Here is a 22,097-nt window from a genome sequence, read left to right as displayed (position 1 = left end):
ACTACATGGCTCTCACGCCACCCTTCTCGAGCTTCAGCTCGATCCCCACCGCGCAGGGTCTCTACAACCCGCGGAACGAACGCGATGCCTGCGGCCTCGCGATGGTGGCGACCCTTCGCGGAGTCGCCGGGCACGACATCATCGAGCTGGCTCTCGAGGCGCTTCGTCACCTCGAGCACCGCGGAGCGATCGGCTCCGATGCGGGAACCGGTGACGGCGCCGGCATCATCACCCAGATCCCCGACGACTTCCTCCGCGCGGTTGCGCCATTCGAGCTTCCCGCCGCGGGGGAGTACGCGGTCGGGATGGCCTTCCTGCCGACAGCCGCTGAGGAGCGCGCGAGCCTGAAGGCGGCGATCGAGGAGATCGCGCGCCAGGAGAACCTGCGCGTCATCGGTTGGCGGGATGTGCCCGTCGACCCCGAGCAGATCGGCACCCTCGCGCGGGCGGCCATGCCCGAGTTCGAGCAGCTGTTCGTCGCGTCGACACTCACCGACGGCGCCGGCGTGCACCACGCGGGAATCTCCCTCGACCGGCAGACGTTCCGCCTGCGCAAGCGCGCCGAGCGGGAGCTGGGTGCCTATTTCCCCTCGCTCTCGAGCCGAACTCTGGTCTACAAGGGAATGGTCACGACCCTTCAGCTGGAGCCGTTCTATCCCGATCTGAGCGACGCGCGATTCACCTCGAAGCTCGCGCTCGTGCACTCGCGGTACTCCACGAACACCTTCCCGTCCTGGCCCTTGGCCCAGCCCTTCCGCATGATCGCCCACAATGGCGAGATCAACACCGTGCAGGGCAACCGCAACTGGATGCGCGCCCGCCAGTCCCAGCTCGAATCCGAGCTGCTCGGCGACATCCGTCCTGTTCTGCCCATCGTCACGCCGGGCGCGAGCGACTCCGCCTCCTTCGACGAGGTCGTGGAGCTGCTGTCGCTCACCGGACGCTCGCTGCCGCACGCGATCATGATGATGGTGCCGGAGGCCTGGGAGAACCAGCCCGACATCGACCCCGAGCGTCGCGCCTTCTACGAGTACCACTCGATGCTTATGGAGCCGTGGGACGGTCCGGCGGCGCTCGTCTTCACCGACGGCTCGCTCGTGGGCGCCACTCTCGACCGCAACGGGCTGCGCCCGGGACGCTACCTCGTGACCGACGACGACCTCGTCGTGCTCGCGTCGGAGATCGGCGTCCTCGACATCGCGCCGGAGCGGGTCGTCCGCAAGGGTCGCCTGCAGCCCGGCAAGATGTTCCTCGTCGACACGGCCGAGGGCCGCCTGATCGACGACGACGAGATCAAGGCGACGCTCGCCGCCGAGAAGCCGTGGGGCGAGTGGCTCGAGGCGGGCCGTATCAACCTCAAGAACCTGCCCGAGCGGGAGCACATCGTGCACACGCCCGCCTCGGTCACCCGACGCCAGCGCACCTTCGGCTACACCGAAGAGGAGGTGCGCATCCTGCTCACCCCGATGGCGAAGAACGGTGTGGAGCCGCTCGGTGCGATGGGCTCCGACACCCCCATCGCGGTGCTCTCCGACCGACCCCGGCTGCTGTTCGACTACTTCTCGCAGCAGTTCGCCCAGGTCACCAACCCGCCGCTCGACTCGATCCGCGAAGAGGTCGTGACGTCGATGAGCCTCGGGCTGGGACCGGAGCGCAACCTCCTCACCGCGACCCCCGAGCACGCGCGGCAGGTCATCCTCGACTTCCCGGTGATCGACAACGACGAGTTGGCGAAGATCCAGCACATCGATCCGACCCCCGGCAGCCATCTCACGACGACGATTCGCGGGCTCTACCGGGTCGACAAGGGACCGAAGGCGATGGAGAAGCGCCTGGCGAAGATGTGCCAGGAGGTCGACGAGGCGATCGAGAACGGTGCGCAGTTCATCGTGCTCTCCGACCGCGACTCGAACAAGGACTACGCGCCCATCCCGTCGCTGCTCATGCTGGCGACGGTGCACCACCACCTCATCCGCAACGAGACCCGGATGAAGGTCGGCATCGTCGTCGAGGCGGGCGATGTGCGCGAGGTCCACCATGTGGCACTCCTCATCGGCTACGGCGCCTCGGCGATCAACCCGTACCTCGCGATGGAGACTGCGGAAGAGCTCGTCCGCAGCGGCATGATCGAGGGCATCACCTCCGAGAAGGCGGTCAAGAACCTCATCAAGGCGCTCGGCAAGGGCGTTCTCAAGATCATGTCCAAGATGGGCATCTCTGTCGTGGGCTCGTACGCGGGGGCCCAGGCCTTCGAGGCGGTCGGCCTTTCGCAGGAGTTCGTCGATCAGTACTTCACGGGCACGACCAGCCTTCTGGGCGGCGTGGGCATGGAGGTGATCGCCGAGGAGAGCGCGGCGCGCCACTCCGCCGCGTATCCCGAGGACGGCGCGGTCAGCGCGCACGAGCGCCTCGGCATCGGCGGCGAGTACCAGTGGCGCCGCGAGGGTCCGCCGCACCTGTTCAACCCCGAGACCGTGTTCAAGCTGCAGCACTCGACGCGTGCCCGCCGCTACGACATCTTCCGTGAGTACACGAAGCTCGTCGACGAGCAGGCCGAGAACCTCATGACTCTGCGTGGGCTGTTCAAGTTCCGCACGACGCACCGCAAGCCGGTTCCGATCGACGAGGTCGAGCCGGTCTCCGCGATCGTGCGACGGTTCTCGACGGGGGCGATGAGCTACGGCTCCATCTCCAAGGAGGCCCACGAGACGCTGGCGATCGCCATGAACAGCATCGGCGGCAAGTCGAACACCGGTGAGGGCGGCGAAGATGTCGACCGCCTGCTCGACCCGAGCCGGCGCAGCGCGATCAAGCAGGTCGCCTCCGGGCGGTTCGGGGTCACGAGCCTCTACCTCACCAACGCGACCGACATCCAGTTGAAGATGGCACAGGGCGCGAAGCCCGGCGAGGGTGGTCAGTTGCCGTCGGGCAAGGTCTATCCGTGGATCGCCCGCACCCGCAACGGCACCCCCGGTGTCGGCCTCATCTCGCCGCCGCCGCACCACGACATCTACTCGATCGAAGACCTCAAGCAACTCATCTTCGATGTGAAGCGCGCCAACCCCTCCGCACGGGTGCACGTCAAGCTGGTGAGCCAGTCCGGCATCGGGGCGGTCGCGGCGGGCGTCACGAAGGCGCTTGCCGACGTCGTGCTCGTCTCGGGGCACGACGGCGGCACGGGCGCCAGCCCCCTCAACTCCCTCAAGCACGCGGGCACGCCGTGGGAGATCGGCCTCGCCGAGACCCAGCAGACCCTCATGCTCAACGGGATGCGCGATCGCGTCGTCGTGCAGGTCGACGGTCAGATGAAGACGGGCCGCGATGTCATCATCGCCGCCCTCCTCGGCGGCGAGGAGTTCGGCTTCGCCACGGCGCCGCTCGTCGTGTCCGGTTGCATCCTCATGCGCGTGTGCCACCTCGACACCTGCCCCGTCGGTGTCGCGACGCAGAACCCCGTGCTGCGAGAGCGCTTCACCGGCAAGCCGGAGTTCGTCGTCAACTTCATGGAGTTCCTGGCGCAGGAGGTGCGCGAGTACCTCGCCGCGCTCGGCTTCCGAACCCTCGAAGAGGCGATCGGGCACCACGAGCTGCTCGACGTCGACCGCGCCGTCGAGCACTGGAAGGCGTCGGGCCTCGACCTGGCCCCGATTCTCGTCGGGCCGAGCTTCGGCGAGCACGAGCCGCGCAGCAACCGACGCGAGCAGAACCACGAGCTCGAGAAGCATTTCGACGTCGAACTGATCCGTCAGTCCCAGGACGCTCTCGACAACCCGGGCACGCGGGTGACGATCGACCTTCCCATCCGGAACACCGAGCGCGCCGTCGGCACGATGCTCGGCCACGAGGTCACGATCCGCCACGGCGAGCACGGCCTGCCGAGCGGTTCGATCGACGTGACCCTGCACGGCTCCGCCGGCCAATCCCTCGGCGCCTTCATGCCGGGTGGTATCACGCTCCGTCTCATCGGCGACAGCAACGACTACGTCGGCAAGGGCTTGTGTGGCGGCGAGATCATCGTTCGCCCCAATCCGGCGTCGGCCTTCGCGGCCGAGGAGAACGTGATCGCGGGCAACGTGATTGGCTACGGCGCGACGAGCGGCAGCATGTTCATCCGCGGCACCGTGGGACAGCGCTTCCTCGTCCGCAACTCGGGAGCGACGGCGGTCGTGGAGGGTGTGGGCGATCACGCTCTCGAGTACATGACGGGCGGACTCGCGGTCATCCTGGGTGCGACGGGCCACAACCTCGGAGCGGGCATGTCAGGCGGGACCGCCTATGTGTACGACCTCAAACCCGAGCGCGTCAACCGGGAATCCCTCGAGGGAGGCGAGCTTCGCCTCGAGGCCCTCGGGAGCGGCGACGTCGAGATCCTCAGTGACCTGCTGCGTCGGCACCTCGACGAGACGGATTCCGCGCTCGCCGCTCGCATGCTCGACTCCCTCGACGAGACGGTGGCCCGTTTCGTCAAAGTTGTGCCGCGCGACTACGCCGCGGTTCTCGAAACCCGCCAGGCCGCGATCGACGAGGGGCTCGACCCCGACAGCGACGTCGTCTGGGGACGAATCCTGGAGGTGACCGGTGGCTGACCCGAAGGGATTCCTCAAGGTCCCGGTTCGCGAGACCCCGAAGCGGCGCCCGGTCGCCCTCAGGCTCATGGACTGGAAAGAGGTCTACGAGCAGGGCGATTCCGCGACGCTTCGACGTCAGGCGGGTCGGTGCATGGACTGCGGCATCCCGTTCTGTCACCAGGGCTGTCCGTTGGGAAATCTCATTCCGGAGTGGAACGACCTCACCTGGCGCGACGAGGGTCGTGCCGCGATCGAGCGTCTGCACGCGACCAACAACTTCCCGGAGTTCACGGGTCGGCTGTGCCCCGCGCCCTGCGAGTCCTCCTGCGTTCTGGGAATCAACCAGGACCCGGTGACGATCAAGCAGGTGGAGGTCTCGATCATCGATCAGGCCTTCGCGAACGGCTGGGTCACTCCGCACCCGCCCGAGCGGCTGACGGGCAAGACGGTCGCGGTCGTCGGATCGGGGCCCGCGGGTCTCGCCGCAGCGCAGCAGTTGACGCGCGCGGGTCACACGGTCGCGGTGTACGAACGCGATGACCGCATCGGCGGCCTGCTGCGCTACGGCATCCCGGACTTCAAGATGGAGAAGAAGCACCTCGAGACGCGTCTCGCCCAGATGCAGGCCGAGGGCACGCGATTCCGTGCGGGTGTCGAGATCGGCGTCGACATCTCCTGGGCCGACCTCAAGTCGCGCTACGACGCCGTGATCATCGCCACCGGCGCGATGAAGCCGCGCGACCTCGCCGTTCCCGGACGCGACCTGCTCGGAGTCCATTTCGCGATGGAATACCTCGTGCAGCAGAACAAGGCGGGTGCGGGCGACAGCGTCGCCGAGCAGATCACCGCCGAGGGCAAGCACGTCGTCGTGCTCGGCGGCGGCGACACCGGCGCCGACTGCATCGGCACCGCTCACCGGCAGGGAGCCCTGTCGGTCACCAATCTGGCGATCGGCATCCAGCCGCCCACCGAGCGTCCCGAACACCAGCCGTGGCCGATGGCGCCGACTCTGTTCGAGGTCTCCAGCGCCCACGAGGAGGGCGGGGAGCGCGTCTACCTCGCCTCCACCGTCGAGTTCCTCTCCAACGAGGTGGGAGAGGTCCGCGGAATCCGCGTCGCCGAGACGGAGTATCTCGACGGGCGCCGGGTGCCGAAGGCCGGTACCGAGCGTGACATCCCCGCCGACCTCGTCCTCCTCGCGCTCGGATTCACCGGGCCCGAGACGGACACCCTCGACACGCAGCTCGCCATCCCCTTCGATTCACGGGGTAACGTGGCGCGCGCCGACAACTACGAGACCAGCGAATCCGGTGTGTTCGTCGCCGGCGACGCCGGCCGCGGGCAGTCGCTCATCGTCTGGGCGATCGCCGAGGGCCGCGCGGCAGCGTCGGCGGTCGACCGCTTCCTCGAGGGGGAGACGGAACTTCCGTTCCCGGTGAAGCCCACCGACCGCGCCATCTCCATCTGATTTGTCCCGATCCACCACCACCACACAGAAGGACGCAATGAGACGAGCGAAGATCGTCGCGACACTTGGCCCCGCCACGTCGAGCTATGAAAACATCAGGGCCATCATCGATGCAGGAGTCGATGTCGCCCGCATGAACCTGAGCCACGGCTCCTACGACGTGCACGAGGCCGTCTACCGCAACGTGCGTAAGGCAGCGGACGATTCCGGCCGCGCTGTCGCCGTCCTGGTCGACCTCCAGGGCCCGAAGATCCGACTCGGCAAGTTCGAGGGCGGACCGTACGAGCTCGCCGTGGGCGACATCTTCAAGATCACGACCGAGGAGGTTCTCGGCACCAAGGAGCTCTCCGGGACGACCTTCAAGGGGCTGCCGCAGGACGTCTCGCCCGGTGACTTCCTCCTCATCGATGACGGCAAGGTCAAGGTCAAGGTGCTCGGAACCGACGGCACGGTCGTCACGACGGAGGTCGTCGTCGCCGGACCCGTGTCGAACAACAAGGGCATCAACCTGCCCGGGGTGGCCGTCAACGTTCCCGCGCTGTCGGAGAAGGACGAGGCCGACCTCCGCTGGGGCCTCCGGCTCGGTGCGGACCTGATCGCGCTGTCCTTCGTTCGCAACGCCGACGACATCACGCGCGTGCACGAGATCATGGCGGAGGAGGGTCGCAAGGTTCCCGTGATCGCCAAGATCGAGAAGCCGCAGGCGGTCGACAACCTCGAGGCGATCATCGACGCCTTCGACTCGATCATGGTCGCGCGCGGAGACCTCGGCGTCGAACTTCCGCTCGAGGCGGTGCCGATCGTGCAGAAGCGCGCCATCGAACTCGCTCGCCGCATGGCCAAGCCGGTCATCGTCGCGACACAGATGCTCGAATCGATGATCTCGAGCCCTGTGCCCACGCGGGCGGAGACGTCGGACGTCGCCAACGCGGTACTCGACGGCGCCGACGCGGTCATGCTGAGCGGCGAGACGAGCGTGGGCGACTACCCCGTCATCACGGTGCAGACGATGGCGCGCATCGTCTCGTCGACCGAAGACCACGGACTGGAGCGGATCCCCCCGCTCGGAACCAAGCCGCGCACGCAGGGGGGCGCGATCACGCTGGCGGCGGTCGAGGTCGCCGACTTCGTCGAGGCGAAGTACGTCTGCGTCTTCACCGAGTCGGGCGACGCCGCACGCCGCATGTCGCGACTGCGCTACCGGATCCCGATGAAGGCCTTCACTCCCGACCCCGCCATTCGGCGCCGCATGGCGCTCTTCTGGGGCATCGAGAGCTTCGTCGTTCCCCGTGTCACGCACACCGACGCCATGTACCACCAGGTCGACGACATCCTGCTCTCCGAGGGTCTCGCCGAGAAGGGCGACAAGGTCGTCGTGATCTCCGGATCCCCTCCCGGGATCTCGGGCACGACCAACGACCTGCGCGTGCACGTCGTGGGAACGGCGACGAGCGAAACGGCCCTCGCCCACCACGACTGATCCCGTCGTCGCGATGGCCCCGCCCCCGGAGAAATCCGGATCGGCGGGGCCATCAGCGATAACCGGGCTGAGTGGGACAGGTGGCGAGCACGCGTCGCATCGCGTCACGTTCCGCGGTCGTCACCCAGAGTCGGTACTTCGCCTTCACCGAGATCTGTCGTGCGACGTAGCTGCACCAGAAGCTGCGGCGGGGTGGCAGCCAGCTCGCGGCGTCGCTGTCGCTCTTCTGCTCATTGGTGGCGCCGTCGACGGCGAGCAGGTTGAGCGGGTCGTTGGCGAGATGCTCGCGTGCGGACATCCCGATCGCCTGGGCTCCCGTCTGCCACGCATTCGAGAGCGGCACGACGTGGTCGATCTGCACGAGGGTCGACGTCGCGTTGCCGCGAACGAAGTGGATGACCTTCCCCGTGTACGGGTCGAGCCGGTCGCCGCGCAGCACGCGGCACGTGCCCTGGCGCACGATGCGAGTCAGGTCGCGTCCCAGGATGTCGTTGCGCGTGTCGCAGCCGTTATGGTCGACATCGAGCCACGCCTGGCCGAAGTCGCCCACCCGGTCGTAGCCCGTCTTCGGCGCGCGCCCCTTCACCGGGAGGGTTGCAAGCAGCGCGAGCGCGGAGCCCGGTGCTCCGGTGACGGTCGGCGACGGCGCGGCCGATCCGCCCTGATCCCCGCCGGTGGCGCCGCTCGGACCCGGCCAGTCGATCTCGGACGTGCTGCACCCACTGAGGAGGACCACCAGGAGCAGGGCGGCCGGAGCGATCGCGGCGGAGGCGCGACGGCGAGGCAGAGCGGACACGATCCGAGCATAGGAGCGGGCATCCCGCGGGTCACCGGGCCGCGCCGTAGAGAGCCGCGTCGAGGGAGATCGCTCGAGACCGTGTGACGACAGCACCGTCGACTCGGCTAGCATTCCTGTGGGGCCGCGACGCCCCGGCCAGCCCATCTGGCGGAATCGGCAGACGCACCGCACTCAAAATGCGGCGCCTTCGGGCGTCCGGGTTCAAGTCCCGGGATGGGCACTTCGAGACGGACTGCGCACCACCGTCTGGCCTCATACCGTAGGGTTGGATCGTGAGTGAGCAAGGAACGTCCCCCGCAGCACCGCGACGCGTCGTCGTCGCCGAGGATGAGTCGCTGATTCGTCTCGACATCGTCGAGACCCTCCGCGACAACGGCTTCGAGGTCGTGGGCGAGGCGGGGGACGGCGAGACAGCGGTCGCCCTCGCCACCGAGCTGCGACCCGACCTCGTCATCATGGACGTCAAGATGCCCCAGCTGGACGGCATCTCGGCGGCGGAGCGACTCACCAAGAACCACATCGCCCCGGTCGTGCTACTGACCGCCTTCAGCCAGAAGGAGCTCGTCGAGCGGGCCAGCGAGGCGGGCGCACTCGCCTACGTTGTGAAGCCTTTCACGCCCAACGACCTGCTCCCGGCGATCGAGATCGCTCTGAGCCGTTACTCGCAGATCATCACGCTCGAGGCCGAGGTGGCCGACCTCGTGGAGCGCTTCGAGACGCGCAAGCTCGTCGACCGGGCGAAGGGCCTCCTCAACGAGAAGATGGGCCTGACCGAGCCGGAGGCGTTCCGCTGGATTCAGAAGGCGTCGATGGATCGCCGGCTCACGATGCACGACGTCGCTCAGGCGATCATCGAGCAGCTCAGCGCCAAGAAGTAGCGTCCGGCAGCCGAGAGCCGCACGTCGGTCGCTGATAGCTCAGCGCTTCGACGGTTCAGCGCCGCGACGGTTCAGCGCGCGTCCCTCAGCATGTTGGTCATGCGCACGGTGGAAAGCCGGCGCCCCTCCTCGTCGCGCATCACGATCTCATGGGTCGCCAGCGTTCGGCCGAGCACCAGCGCCGTGCACTCCGCGATCACCCATCCCTCGGTGATCGAGCGGCTGTGGGTCGCGTTGATCTCGATCCCCACCGCGTAGCGCCCCGGTCCCGCGTGGATCGCCGAGGAGACCGAGCCGAGGGACTCCGCGAGCACGACGTGCGCACCCCCGTGGAGCAGCCCGATGACCTGCGTGTTGCCCTCGACGGGCATCCGCGCCACCGAGTGCTCGGCCGAGAGCTCAAGGAATTCGATGCCCATCTTGCGGGCGAGCGCACCACCGCCGGTGGTGATCAGGCGCTCGTGAAGCTCGGGATCCAGATCGGCGGGGAAGGTCGTCATCGGCTTCTTTCGACAGGGTGGGAGCGTCAGTGGCCCCTACTAGGCTGGCACTCGTGACGGACGACGAAAAGCCTACCCTCATGGTCATCGACGGCCATTCCCTCGCGTTCCGGGCGTTCTACGCGCTTCCCGTGGACAGCTTCGTGAACCGCGAAGGCCAGCACACGAACGCGATCCACGGCTTCATCTCGATGCTGATCAACCTGCTCTCGAAGGAGAAGCCGACCCATCTCGCGGTCGCCTTCGACATCTCGCGGTATTCGTTCCGCACGCGCGAGTACCCGGAGTACAAGGGCACGCGAGGGGAGACCCCGCCAGAGTTCATCGGCCAGATCCCGCTGCTCGAGGAGGCGCTCGCGGCGATGAGCATCCCGACCCTCTCGAAAGAGGACTACGAGGCCGACGACATCCTCGCGACCCTCGCTCATCGCGGGTCGCAGGAGGGCTTCAAGGTCTTCGTGGTCTCGGGAGACCGCGACGCGATCCAGATGATCGACGACAACGTGACACTGCTGTATCCGAACGCGCGGGGTGTGTCAGAACTCAAGCGCTACGACCGCGATACCGTCTTCGAACGATACGGAATCGAGCCGCACCAGTATCCCGACATCGCCGCATTGGTGGGCGAGACCAGCGACAACCTGATCGGGATCGACAAGGTGGGCGAGAAGACCGCCGTGAAGTGGATCACCCAGTACGGCAGTCTCGCGGGGGTGCTCGAGCACGCGGATGAGATCACCGGCGTCGTCGGCGAGAAGCTGCGCGAGCAGAGCGATCGCGCGGTTCGAAATCGCAAGCTCAATCACCTGCTCACCGATGTCCCGCTGCCGGTCGGTCCCGCAGACCTCGAACGCAAGCCGATCAACAGCGCCCGCGTGCGCGAGGTGTTCGACAAGCTGCAGTTCCGCACGCTGCAGGAACGGGTGCTCAAGATCGCGGCCGCGGAGAGCGGCGACGACGGCGCGCTGCCGGCTGAGGCGCTCGGCTCGGGGTCGGTGATCCCCGTGGTTCGCACGATGGTGGATGAGGAGCTCGCCAAGTGGCTCGACACTGCCAGTGCCCGGGGCACGGCGCCGCTCGGGGTGCGTCTCGAGCTGATCTCGGGCGAATTGACGGGAATCGGCATCGCCTCCGCGACCGAGAGCGCATTCGTGCCGTGGGCTGCCGGCCGCCCGGACTACACCGCCTTGGAGGCCTGGCTGGCGGGGGATTCCCCTAAGTACTTCCACGACTCCAAACGTGACCTCAAGCTGCTCGCTGCCGCGGGTCTCGCGCTTCGGGGGATCGCCTTCGACACCCGGCTCGCGGCGTGGCTGCTGAAGCCCGGCGGCAAGCCCGAGGATCTGGCCGGACAGGTGTACTCCTACCTCGGCGAGACCCTTCCGCAACCCGACGCGAACCAGCTCGTGCCCGACACCGAGGCGGTGAGCCCGGCGACAGAGGCCTGGTACACGGTGCGGGTGGCGCACTATCTCGCGGAGAAGCTCGATGCAGGTTCGCTGCGCGTGCTCACCGACATCGAGCTGCCGCTCGTCCCCGTGCTCGCGGGCATGGAGACGGCGGGCGTCACCGTCAGCGCAGAGATCCTTGCGGGGCTGAACGCCAGCCTGACCGCCTCCGCGGCCGACCTTGCCGCGCGGTCCTACGCCGAGATCGGCCACGAGGTGAACCTCGGCTCGCCCAAGCAACTGCAACAGGTCCTGTTCGAGGAACTCGGCATGCCCAAGACGAGGGCGAACAAGACCGGCTTCTCCACGGATGCGGCCTCCCTCGCCGACCTTCAGGAGCAGGCTCCTCATCCCTTCCTCGACCTTCTCCTGCAGCACCGTGACGCGAGCAAGCTGAAGCAGATCATCGAGACGCTCGAGCGCGGTATCGGCGGTGACGGTCGAATCCACACCACCTACGACCAGACGGGCACCAGCACGGGCCGCATCTCGTCGAACGACCCGAACCTGCAGAACATTCCCGTGAAGACCGCGATCGGTCGGGAGATCCGCTCGGCGTTTCGCCGTGGCCAGCAGTTCGAGACGCTGCTGACCGCCGACTACTCGCAGATCGAGATGCGGATCATGGCCCACCTCTCGGGCGACGAGGGGCTCATCCTCGCCTTCAACGAGGGCGAAGATCTGCACCGTTTCGTCGGCTCCCGTATCTTCGGGGTGCCCCCGGCCGAGGTCACTCCGCTCATGCGCACCAAGGTCAAGGCGATGTCCTACGGCCTCGCCTACGGGCTGAGCGCCTTCGGGCTCAGCAAGCATTTGCGCATCGAAACGGGCGAAGCCAAGCAGCTGATGACCGACTACTTCACTCGCTTCGGTGCCGTGCGGGAGTACCTGCGCAACGTCGTCGAACAGGCGCGCACCGACGGATACACCGAGACGATTTTCGGTCGCCGTCGGCCCTTCGGCGACCTGACCTCGAACAACCGCGTCCTCCGGGAGAATGCGGAGCGGGCCGCGCTCAACGCTCCGATTCAGGGCTCGGCCGCCGACATCCTCAAGATCGCGATGCTGGGAGTGGCCGACGATCTCGCCGCGAACGGCCTCGAGTCGCGCATGCTGCTGCAGGTGCACGACGAGCTCGTGTTCGAGGTCGCCCCGGGCGAGTTGGAGACGCTGACCGCGATCGTGCGCGACCGAATGGGGCACGCGGCCGATCTGCGCGTTCCGCTCGACGTGCAGGTGGGCACGGGGGAGAACTGGGACCAGGCTGCGCACTGATCCCCGCGACCGAACGGTCCACCCCATCGACGCGAGGTATCTTTCTGGCATGGCTCCGACACTCGACGAACTGGGACGCCTTCTTCCCGACGCCGGCATCGCATTCGACCTCGACTTCGATGATCGTAATGGCGTGATCCGTCACGTCGGGGGGATGCTCGTCGCACGCGGTTCCGTGGAGGCGAGCTACATCGCCGAGATGCTCGACCGCGAACGCGCCGTCTCCACCTATGTCGGCCACGGCATCGCAATGCCGCACGGCACCCTCGGCGCGAAGGATGAGGTCCTCGCCGAGGGACTCGCCTTCGTGCGGCTCGCGCACCCCGTCGACTGGGGCGGCGAGTCCGTCTCCGTCGTGATCGGGATCGCGGCGCGCGGCCGGCGCTACATCGCGCTCCTCAGCCAGCTCGCCGCCGCACTTCTCGACGGCGGGAGGGCCGAGGCCCTGCTGTCGGCAGCAACGCCGAGCGAGGTGCGGTCACTCCTCGCGGGGTGATCAGAGCGCAAGGGGTGCCCCGCGCCCGACGGCTGACATAGGCTGAAAATCATGACAGTAGAGAACCAGTCGACTTCCACCCGGGCCACTACGCCGATCGATGCGATCGCCGAGAAGTGGGTGACGACCCTCGCTGACCTCGCCCCCACCCTCGCGACCTACATCGGCCTCGACAACGGGCGCACGGGGGACTGGGAGGACTTCTCGCCGGAGGGCCACGAGGCCCTGGTGGCCGCCACGAGGTCGGTCATCGCCGAGCTGGAGTCCGCGACACCGATCGACGAGGTGGATCGGGTCACCAAGACCGACCTCCTCGACACACTCACTCTCGAGCTGCAGAAGTCGGAACTGGGGCTTCAGCTGCGCGACGTCAACGTCATCGCCTCACCCGTGCAGAGCATCCGTGAGATCTTCGACATCATGCCGACCAGCACCGAGAAGGACTGGTCCGACGTCTCGTCGCGACTGAACGGCATTCCCGGGGCGATCGACGGCTACATCGCCACGCTTCGCGAGGGAATCGCGCGGGGGATCGTCCCGGCGGCCCGCCAGGTGCGCGAGGTCATCGCCCAGTCGCAGACCACCGCCAATCCCGCGGGCCTGTTCGGCACACTCGTCGGCGGTGCCGAGGGCGTGAGCGTCGGGCTCAGCAAAGACCTCGAGACCGGCGCCGAGGTCGCGGCAGCAGCCTACGGCTCTCTCGCCGACTTCTTCGAGCGCGAACTGCTCCCTGTCGCCGGCGAGAAGGATGCGGTGGGGCGCGAGATCTACGAGCTCGCGTCCCGCTCGTTCCTGGGCGCCACCATCGACCTCGACGAGACCTATGAGTGGGGTCTCGAGGAGTTGCAGCGCATGGTCGACGAGCAGACGTCCATCGCTCACGAGATCAAGCCGGGTGCGTCGGTCGAGGAGGCCATCGAGTTCCTGGCGACGGATGCCAGCCGCAAGCTCCACGGCACGGACGCGCTGCGCGAGTGGATGCAGGAGACGAGCGACCGCGCGATCGCCGAGCTCTCGGCCTCGCACTTCGATATTCCCGATCCGGTGAAGCGATTGGAGTGCATGATCGCGCCCAACCAGACCGGGATCATCTACTACACGGGCCCCACCGACGATTTCTCCCGCCCGGGTCGGATGTGGTGGTCGGTGCCCGAGGGCGTCACCGAGTTCGACACCTGGCGTGAGCTCACGACCGTCTACCACGAGGGCGTTCCCGGCCATCACCTCCAGATCGGGCAGGCAGTGTACAACCGCGACACCCTGAACAGCTATCGCCGCCTGCTCGCCGGCACCTCCGGCCACGCTGAGGGCTGGGCGCTGTACGCCGAACGCCTGATGGAAGAGCTGGGCTACCTCGACGATCCGGCCGATCGACTCGGCATGCTCGACGGGCAGCGCATGCGCGCCGCGCGCGTCGTCCTCGACATCGGGGTGCACCTCGAGAAGCAGCGCCCGGACGGCCAGGGACCCTGGACGGGCGAGTACGCCTTCGACTTCATGGGGCGCAACGTGAACATGAACGCGGAGTTCGTCCGGTTCGAGGTGCACCGCTACCTCGGCTGGCCGGGCCAGGCCCCGTCGTACAAGGTCGGGCAGCGCATCTGGGAGCAGATTCGCGACGAGTACCGCGCCCGCGAGGGAGCCGCGTTTGACCCGAAGGCGTTCCACAAGAGGGCGCTCGACCTCGGGGGAGTCGGACTCGACACTCTGAAGACCGCACTGCTCCGCTGAGCGGTGGGGTGGGGGACCGGATGCTCGGCGCTCGTGCGCGGCGGGCATCCGGTCCCTCTGAACTGGCATTACCTCATCGATCTCGATAGACTGGAATGTCGCAATCGCGATTCCTATCCGCCTGCCTTTGGCGAATCCACAGAAGCATCCTCGTCTCAGGCCTGAACTATGTCCCTACTGGAGCACTAACTACATGACACTCGTAACGACCGCCAAGGCACCCAAGCAGGTCGCCATCAACGACATCGGATCTGCTGAAGACTTTCTCGCCGCGGTCGAAAAGACTCTGAAGTTCTTCAACGACGGTGACCTCATCGAAGGCACCGTTGTCAAAATCGATCGTGACGAGGTTCTCCTCGACGTCGGTTACAAGACCGAGGGCGTGATCCCCTCCCGCGAACTCTCCATCAAGCACGATGTCGACCCGAGCGAGGTCGTTCAGGTCGGCGACAGCGTCGAGGCGCTGGTCCTCCAGAAGGAAGACAAAGAAGGCCGCCTCATCCTCTCCAAGAAGCGCGCGCAGTACGAGCGCGCGTGGGGCGATGTCGAGAAGATCAAGGACGCCGACGGCGTGGTGACCGGTTCGGTCATCGAGGTCGTCAAGGGCGGTCTCATCGTCGACATCGGACTTCGCGGATTCCTCCCGGCCTCGCTCATCGAGCTCCGCCGGGTCCGCGACCTGACGCCGTACCTCGGCCAGGAGATCGAGGCCAAGATCCTCGAACTCGACAAGAACCGCAACAACGTCGTGCTGTCCCGCCGCGCGCTGCTCGAGCAGACGCAGAGCGAATCCCGCACGACCTTCCTCAACAACCTCTCCAAGGGCCAGGTCCGCAAGGGCGTCGTGTCGTCGATCGTCAACTTCGGTGCGTTCGTCGACCTGGGCGGCGTCGACGGTCTCGTGCACGTCTCCGAACTCAGCTGGAAGCACATCGAGCACGCCAGCGAGGTCGTCGAGGTGGGCCAGGAGGTCACCGTCGAGATCCTCGAGGTCGACCTCGAGCGCGAGCGCGTGTCGCTGTCGCTCAAGGCGACGCAGGAGGACCCGTGGCAGGTGTTCGCTCGCACTCACGCGATCGGGCAGGTCGCACCGGGCAAGGTCACGAAGCTCGTTCCCTTCGGTGCGTTCGTTCGCGTCGCCGAGGGCATCGAGGGCCTGGTTCACATCTCGGAGCTGTCGGGCAAGCACGTGGAACTCGCGGAGCAGGTCGTTTCGGTCGGCGACGAGGTGTTCGTCAAGGTCATCGACATCGACCTCGAGCGTCGCCGCATCTCGCTGAGCCTCAAGCAGGCCAACGAGGGTGTCGACCCCGAGGGCACCGAGTTCGACCCGGCGCTGTACGGCATGCTCACCGAGTACGACGAGCAGGGCAACTACAAGTACCCGGAGGGCTTCGACCCGGAGACCAACGAGTGGCGCGAGGGCTTCGAGACCCAGCGCGAGAAGTGGGAGCAGGACTACGCTGCCGCCCAGGCTCGCTGGGAGGCTCACAAGAAGCAGGTCGCGGCGGCCGCTGCCGAGGAAGACACCATCTCCTCCGGCGTCCCGGCGGGAGCGTCCTCCTTCTCGAGCGACTCGGGCAGCACCGGAACGCTTGCCGACGACGAGTCGCTCGCCGCACTGCGCGAGAAGCTGTCGTCCAACAGCTGATCTCGTTCAGCTCACCGGATGGCCGGTCACCCTCGGGTGGCCGGCCATCCGTGCGTCCGGGCACCTGCGCATGCGGTCCTGCGCGTGCGCCGTCAGCCGTGCATCCGGGGCGCACTCTCGCCGTTAGCATGGGCGCATGAAGCTCATCGCCCTCACGGGAGGGATCGCCTCGGGCAAGTCCACGGTGAGCGAGCGGTTCCGCCAGCTCGGCGCAGTGGTCGTCGATGCGGATGTGCTCGCCCGCGAGGTCGTCGAGCCGGGCCAGCCCGCACTCAGAGAGATCGCGCACCGATTCGGTGACCCCGTGATCGGCGCCGACGGGCGGCTCGACCGGGCTGCGCTCGGAGCGATCGTCTTCGCCGACCCGCGGGCACTCGCCGATCTCGGCGCGATCACCCATCCGGCGATCTGGCGGCGTGCGCGCGAGCTGTTCGATCGGGCCGAGGCAGCCGATCCGCACGCCGTCGTCGTCTACGACGTTCCGCTCCTCGCCGAGGCGTCGGCGGACCGGCCGCTGCGCTTCGACCACGTGGTCGTCGTCGACGCACCCGTGGAGACCCGCATTCAGCGCATGGTGGAGCTGCGGGGAATGAGCGAGGACGAGGCCCGACGACGGGTATCGGCCCAGGCGGATGATGCGGCCCGCCTGGCCCTGGCCGACGACGTGATCGACGCCGGAGGCTCGCTCGACGAGACGCTCCGCCAGGTCGACGCGCTGTGGCAGGAGATCGCGCCCGCCGCGTAGGCCGCCGATCTCTCTCAGAGCGAACGGCCCCGCCGATGTCGGGGGCGCTGCGTAGGCTGGAGTCATGCAGCCCACCCGTGCCGTCCACCCCTTCGAGGTCGTGAGCGAGTATGTGCCGAGCGGCGACCAGCCGCAGGCGATCGCCGAGCTCGCGGGCCGCATCAATGCCGGGGAGACCGACGTCGTGCTGCTGGGTGCGACGGGCACCGGCAAGTCGGCGACGACCGCCTGGCTCATCGAGCAGGTGCAGCGGCCCACCCTGGTCCTCGCCCACAACAAGACACTGGCCGCGCAGCTCGCCAACGAGTTCCGGGAGCTGATGCCCAACAACGCGGTCGAGTATTTCGTCAGCTACTACGACTACTACCAGCCCGAGGCCTACGTTCCGCAGACCGACACCTTCATCGAGAAGGACTCCTCGATCAACGCCGAGGTGGAGCGCTTGCGTCACTCGACGACTAATTCGCTCCTCTCGCGCCGCGATGTGGTCGTCGTCTCCACGGTCTCCTGCATCTACGGTCTCGGGGCTGCGGAGGAGTACCTGGATGCGATGGTCGCGCTTCAGGTCGGCGAACGTGTGGGTCGCGACACGCTCATCCGCAAGTTCGTGGCCATGCAGTACCAGCGCAATGACGTCGACTTCTCCCGGGGCAAGTTCCGCGTGCGCGGCGACACGATCGAGATCATCCCGGTCTACGAGGAGCACGCCATCCGCATCGAGCTCTTCGGCGACGAGATCGAGGCGATCTACGCGCTGCACCCGCTCACCGGCGAGGTTCTGCAGAGAATGGAGGCGGTGTCCGTCTTCCCGGCGACGCACTACGCCGCCAGCCCCGACACGATGAAGCGCGCGATCGTGACCATCAAGCAGGAGCTCGCGGAACGCCTGGCCGAGCTCGAGCGCCAGGGAAAACTGCTCGAGGCGCAGCGGCTCCGGATGCGCACGACCTTCGACATCGAGATGATGGAGCAGATCGGCTTCTGCAGCGGGATCGAGAACTATTCGCGGCACATCGACGGCCGCGCACCGGGGGAGGCGCCGAACTGCCTCCTCGACTACTTCCCCGACGACTTCCTCGTCGTCATCGACGAGTCCCACGTCACGGTCCCGCAGATCGGGGCGATGTACGAGGGCGATGCGTCACGCAAGCGCACCCTTGTAGAACACGGATTCCGACTCCCGAGCGCGCTCGACAACCGACCACTCAAGTGGGAGGAGTTCCTGCAGCGGGTGGGGCAGAAGGTCTACCTTTCGGCGACGCCCGGGCGATACGAGATGGGGATCACCGACTCCGTGGTCGAGCAGATCATCCGCCCCACGGGCCTCATCGATCCCGAGATCGTCGTCAAGCCCTCCAAGGGGCAGATCGATGACCTCCTCGAGCAGATCCGGCTGCGCGTCGCGCGCGACGAGCGGATCCTGGTGACCACGCTCACGAAGAAGATGGCGGAGGAACTGACCGGCTTCCTCAGCGAGGCGGGGGTGCGCGTGCGCTACCTGCACTCCGATGTCGACACCCTCCGGCGGGTCGAGTTGCTCACCGAACTGCGCGCCGGGGTCTACGACGTGCTCGTCGGAATCAACCTGCTTCGTGAGGGGCTCGACCTCCCCGAGGTGTCGCTCGTCGCAATCCTCGACGCCGACAAGGAGGGGTTCCTGCGGTCGTCGACCTCGCTCATCCAGACCATCGGTCGCGCCGCGCGCAACGTGTCGGGCGAGGTTCACATGTACGCCGATGTGCTCACCGACTCCATGAAGCAGGCCATCGAGGAGACGAACCGCCGCCGCGAGAAGCAGGTGGCGTACAACCTCGAACGCGGAGTGGATCCGCAGCCGCTGCGCAAGAGGATCGCCGACATCACCGACATCCTCATGCGCGAGGGAGCCGACACGGCGGAGCTCCTCGCCGGGAAGCAGGGCAAGAAGCGGGCGCCGACACCCAACCTCCGTCGCGAAGGTCTCGCCGCCGCCGGTGGCAATTCGCTGGAAGAGATCATCGCCGACCTCAACGCGCAGATGCTCGCTGCTGCGGCCGAGCTCAAGTTCGAGTTGGCGGCCAGGCTCCGCGACGAGGTGTCGGAGCTCAAGAAGGAGCTGCGCCAGATGGAGTCTGCCGGGCACCTGCGCTGAGCAGGGACGTCCCCCGGTCAAGTCGATGTCGGTGGCTTCCATAGAATGTAGAGAGTGGCTATTTCACGAGTAGAGGGCTCTTCGAAGCTCAGTGTCCGGGGCGCGCGCGTCCATAATCTGAAAGACATCGACCTCGAAATTCCGCGCGACTCGCTCGTCGTGTTCACGGGGCTCTCCGGTTCGGGAAAGTCATCCCTCGCGTTCGACACCATCTTCGCCGAGGGGCAGAGGCGGTACGTGGAGTCGCTCTCGGCCTATGCGCGCCAGTTCCTCGGCCAGGTCGACCGACCCGACGTCGATTTCATCGAGGGTCTGAGCCCCGCCGTCTCGATCGACCAGAAGTCGACCAACCGCAACCCTCGCTCCACCGTCGGTACCATCACCGAGATCTACGACTACATGCGGCTGCTGTGGGCCCGAATCGGCGTGCCGCACTGCCCCGTGTGCGGCGAGAAGATCGAGCGCCAGACCGTCCAGCAGATCGCCGACCAGCTCATGACGCTGGAGGCGGGAACCCGCTATCAGATCGTCAGCCCTGTGATCTCCCAGAAGAAGGGGGAGTTCGTCGACCTCTTCCGCGAGCTTGCCGCGAGCGGCTACTCCCGCGCCATCGTGGACGGCGAACAGATTCAGCTCAACGAGCCCCCCACCCTCAAGAAGCAGTACAAGCACGACATCTCCGTCGTCGTCGACCGGCTCGTCGCCGCCGACGACATCCTCACCCGACTCACCGATTCACTCGAGACGGCGCTCCGCTTGACCGACGGTCTCGTCTCGGTGAATTTCGTCGATGAGACGGGTGACCGGGCGTGGCGCAACTTCTCCGAGAAGCTGTCCTGTCCCAACGGGCATCCTCTCCAACTCACCGAGATCGAGCCCCGCACTTTCTCCTTCAACGCTCCGTTCGGAGCATGCCCGGAGTGCTCTGGACTCGGCACGCGGATGACCGTGGATGCCGATCTCCTGATCGCCGACGCGAGCGTGACCATCCGCGAGGGCGCGATCCTGCCGTGGGCCAACTCCGGCAAGGGCGTCTTCAACTACTTCGAACGCCTTCTCGAGGGTCTGGCCCGCGATCTCGATTTCGACCTCGACACCCCCTGGGGCGAGCTGCCCGAGCAGGTCCAGGGCGCCATCTTGAACGGCAACAACTTCGAGGTCACGGTGAAGTGGCGCAACCGCTACGGCCGCGAGATGAAGTATTCCACCGGGTTCGAGGGCGTCATTCCCTATATCGAACGCAAGAACCTCGAGGCTGACTCCGACTGGACCCGGCAGCGATTCGCGAGTTACCTGCGCGAGACCCCCTGCCCGGTCTGCGCGGGCAAGCGCCTCAAGCCCGAAGTGCTCGCGGTGACCGTCAACGAGCTGAGCATCTCCGACGTCTGCGAAATGAGCCTGCAGCGCTCACACGAATTCATGGATGCCCTCGAGCTCACGCCGCGCGAGGCGCGAATCGCCGCGCAGGTACTGCGCGAGATCCGGCTGCGCCTCGAGTTCCTCATCGAGGTCGGCCTCTCCTACCTCGATCTCGCTCGTGCTGCGGCGACTCTGAGCGGCGGCGAGGCACAACGCATCCGACTCGCGACCCAGATCGGCTCGGGCCTCACCGGCGTTCTGTACGTTCTCGACGAGCCCAGCATCGGCCTCCATCAGCGCGACAACCGTCGGCTCATCGAGACCCTCGTCAAGCTCAAGAACCTCGGCAACACGCTCATCGTCGTCGAGCACGACGAAGACACGATCCGCACGGCCGACTGGGTCGTCGACATCGGCCCCGGTGCCGGCGTCCTCGGCGGCGAGGTCGTTCACTCCGGTTCGTACGCCGACCTGCTGGCCAACACCGACTCGCTCACGGGCGACTACCTGTCGGGCCGTATGGTCATCGAGGCACCCAAGGCGCGCCGCGCGATCGACCCCGCTCGCGAGATCACGGTCGAGGGCGCCCGCGCGAACAATCTTCGTAACGTCGACGTGAGCTTCCCGCTGGGCGTATTCACCGCGGTCACCGGTGTCAGCGGGTCGGGAAAGTCGTCCCTCATCAACGACATCCTGTACAAGGTGCTCGCCAACGAGCTGAATGGGGCGCGCCAGATCCCGGGGCGCCACACTCGCGTCACGGGCCTCGACCAGCTCGACAAGGTCGTTCACGTCGATCAGGCGCCCATCGGTCGCACACCGCGATCGAACCCGGCCACCTACACGGGCGTGTTCGACCGCATCCGCACGCTCTTCTCCGAGACCGCCGAGGCAAAGGCGCGCGGCTACCTGCCCGGCCGGTTCAGCTTCAACGTCAAGGGCGGCCGCTGCGAGAACTGCTCCGGCGATGGCACGATCAAGATCGAGATGAACTTCCTGCCCGACGTGTACGTCGCCTGCGAGGTGTGCGGGGGAGCGCGCTACAACCGCGACACCCTCGGGGTGCACTACAAGGGCAAGAACATCGCCGAGGTGCTCGACATGCCGATCGCCGAGGCCGCCGAATTCTTCGAGGCGATCACGGCCATCCATCGCTACCTGAAGACCCTGGTCGAAGTCGGTCTGGGCTATGTGCGCCTGGGGCAGAGCGCGACCACGCTCTCCGGCGGCGAGGCCCAGCGCGTGAAGCTGGCGACCGAGTTGCAGCGACGATCCACGGGGCGCAGCGTCTACGTTCTCGACGAACCCACCACGGGACTCCACTTCGAGGATGTTCGCAAGCTGCTCCTCGTTCTGAACGGTCTCGTCGACAAGGGCAACACCGTCATCGTCATCGAGCACAACCTCGACGTCATCAAGAGCGCCGACTGGATCATCGACCTCGGCCCCGAGGGCGGTGCGGGCGGTGGACAGGTGCTCGGAACGGGCACGCCAGAAGACATCGCCCGCGTCAAGAAGAGCCACACCGGGTTGTTCCTTCGCGAGATCCTCGCGTCGACGAAGTAGCG

The 22,097-nt window shown here is 66.9% G+C and carries 13 protein-coding genes and 1 tRNA gene; 12 read left to right on the top strand and 2 right to left on the bottom strand.

All coding sequences use genetic code 11. The features are described 5' to 3' along the window. Positions 1-5: 5 nt before the first annotated feature. The 3 genes from gltB to pyk are packed head-to-tail and all read left to right on the top strand — an operon-like array spanning position 6 to position 7,516. Entirely contained in the window at positions 6-4,586 is a 4,581-nt protein-coding gene (gene gltB / locus G3T37_RS02310; protein ID WP_163471859.1) for a glutamate synthase large subunit, read from the top strand. After that, positions 4,579-6,036, top strand: a complete 1,458-nt coding sequence (locus G3T37_RS02305) for a glutamate synthase small subunit (RefSeq protein ID WP_163471858.1) — start codon at positions 4,579-4,581, stop codon at positions 6,034-6,036. Before gltB ends, G3T37_RS02305 begins: the two co-directional genes overlap by 8 nt. 37 nt (positions 6,037-6,073) lie before the next feature. After that, a complete protein-coding gene (gene pyk / locus G3T37_RS02300) occupies positions 6,074-7,516 on the top strand; it encodes a pyruvate kinase (RefSeq protein WP_163471857.1) in 1,443 nt (480 codons plus the stop codon). Between the two features lie 52 nt (positions 7,517-7,568). On the opposite strand, the gene G3T37_RS02295 is transcribed toward pyk, so the two are convergent. Further along, positions 7,569-8,312, bottom strand: a complete 744-nt coding sequence (locus tag G3T37_RS02295) for an HNH endonuclease family protein (RefSeq protein ID WP_338401149.1) — start codon at positions 8,310-8,312, stop codon at positions 7,569-7,571. A gap of 141 nt (positions 8,313-8,453) precedes the next feature. On the opposite strand from G3T37_RS02295, the gene G3T37_RS02290 reads away from it, so the two are divergent. Both G3T37_RS02290 and G3T37_RS02285 read left to right on the top strand, forming a co-directional pair. After that, a tRNA-Leu gene (locus G3T37_RS02290) sits at positions 8,454-8,535 on the top strand. Positions 8,536-8,587: 52 nt separating this feature from the next. Then, a complete protein-coding gene (locus G3T37_RS02285; protein ID WP_163471856.1) occupies positions 8,588-9,193 on the top strand; it encodes a response regulator in 606 nt (201 codons plus the stop codon). A gap of 71 nt (positions 9,194-9,264) precedes the next feature. Here G3T37_RS02285 and G3T37_RS02280 read toward each other — a convergent pair whose 3' ends face one another. Beyond that, entirely contained in the window at positions 9,265-9,693 is a 429-nt protein-coding gene (locus tag G3T37_RS02280; protein WP_163471855.1) for a PaaI family thioesterase, read from the bottom strand. 53 nt (positions 9,694-9,746) lie between these two features. Between G3T37_RS02280 and polA the strand changes: the two genes are divergently transcribed. The 7 genes from polA to uvrA all read left to right on the top strand — a co-directional run bounded on the left by polA (position 9,747) and on the right by uvrA (position 22,095). Beyond that, complete coding sequence (polA, locus tag G3T37_RS02275) at positions 9,747-12,416, top strand: DNA polymerase I (RefSeq protein ID WP_163471854.1); 2,670 nt, start codon at positions 9,747-9,749, stop codon at positions 12,414-12,416. Between the two features lie 49 nt (positions 12,417-12,465). Further along, a complete protein-coding gene (locus tag G3T37_RS02270; protein WP_163471853.1) occupies positions 12,466-12,912 on the top strand; it encodes a PTS mannitol transporter subunit IIA in 447 nt (148 codons plus the stop codon). Between the two features lie 51 nt (positions 12,913-12,963). Next, complete coding sequence (locus G3T37_RS02265; RefSeq protein ID WP_163471852.1) at positions 12,964-14,643, top strand: DUF885 domain-containing protein; 1,680 nt, start codon at positions 12,964-12,966, stop codon at positions 14,641-14,643. A gap of 193 nt (positions 14,644-14,836) precedes the next feature. Beyond that, positions 14,837-16,294, top strand: coding sequence for a 30S ribosomal protein S1 (rpsA, locus tag G3T37_RS02260; protein ID WP_163471851.1), 1,458 nt, complete (start codon positions 14,837-14,839; stop codon positions 16,292-16,294). 136 nt (positions 16,295-16,430) lie between these two features. Next, a complete protein-coding gene (coaE, locus tag G3T37_RS02255; protein ID WP_163471850.1) occupies positions 16,431-17,039 on the top strand; it encodes a dephospho-CoA kinase in 609 nt (202 codons plus the stop codon). Positions 17,040-17,103: 64 nt separating this feature from the next. Further along, positions 17,104-19,170, top strand: a complete 2,067-nt coding sequence (uvrB, locus tag G3T37_RS02250; protein WP_163471849.1) for an excinuclease ABC subunit UvrB — start codon at positions 17,104-17,106, stop codon at positions 19,168-19,170. A gap of 54 nt (positions 19,171-19,224) precedes the next feature. Beyond that, complete coding sequence (uvrA, locus tag G3T37_RS02245; RefSeq protein ID WP_163471848.1) at positions 19,225-22,095, top strand: excinuclease ABC subunit UvrA; 2,871 nt, start codon at positions 19,225-19,227, stop codon at positions 22,093-22,095. Positions 22,096-22,097 lie beyond the last annotated feature (2 nt).

The sequence above is a fragment of the Galbitalea soli genome (genome assembly GCF_010686725.1).
In the GTDB taxonomy this organism is placed as follows: domain Bacteria; phylum Actinomycetota; class Actinomycetes; order Actinomycetales; family Microbacteriaceae; genus Galbitalea; species Galbitalea soli.
This window is presented reverse-complemented; position numbering and strand designations above follow the sequence as displayed.

Bases quoted from the DNA above. Each gene is read 5' to 3' on its own strand.
- G3T37_RS02270 (WP_163471853.1), top strand. From the start codon at position 12,466: ATGGCTCCGACACTCGACGAACTGGGACGCCTTCTTCCCGACGCCGGC.
- G3T37_RS02280 (WP_163471855.1), bottom strand. From the start codon at position 9,693: ATGACGACCTTCCCCGCCGATCTGGATCCCGAGCTTCACGAGCGCCTG.
- gltB (WP_163471859.1), top strand. From the start codon at position 6: ATGGCTCTCACGCCACCCTTCTCGAGCTTCAGCTCGATCCCCACCGCG.
- G3T37_RS02265 (WP_163471852.1), top strand. From the start codon at position 12,964: ATGACAGTAGAGAACCAGTCGACTTCCACCCGGGCCACTACGCCGATC.
- coaE (WP_163471850.1), top strand. From the start codon at position 16,431: ATGAAGCTCATCGCCCTCACGGGAGGGATCGCCTCGGGCAAGTCCACG.
- rpsA (WP_163471851.1), top strand. From the start codon at position 14,837: ATGACACTCGTAACGACCGCCAAGGCACCCAAGCAGGTCGCCATCAAC.
- uvrB (WP_163471849.1), top strand. From the start codon at position 17,104: ATGCAGCCCACCCGTGCCGTCCACCCCTTCGAGGTCGTGAGCGAGTAT.
- pyk (WP_163471857.1), top strand. From the start codon at position 6,074: ATGAGACGAGCGAAGATCGTCGCGACACTTGGCCCCGCCACGTCGAGC.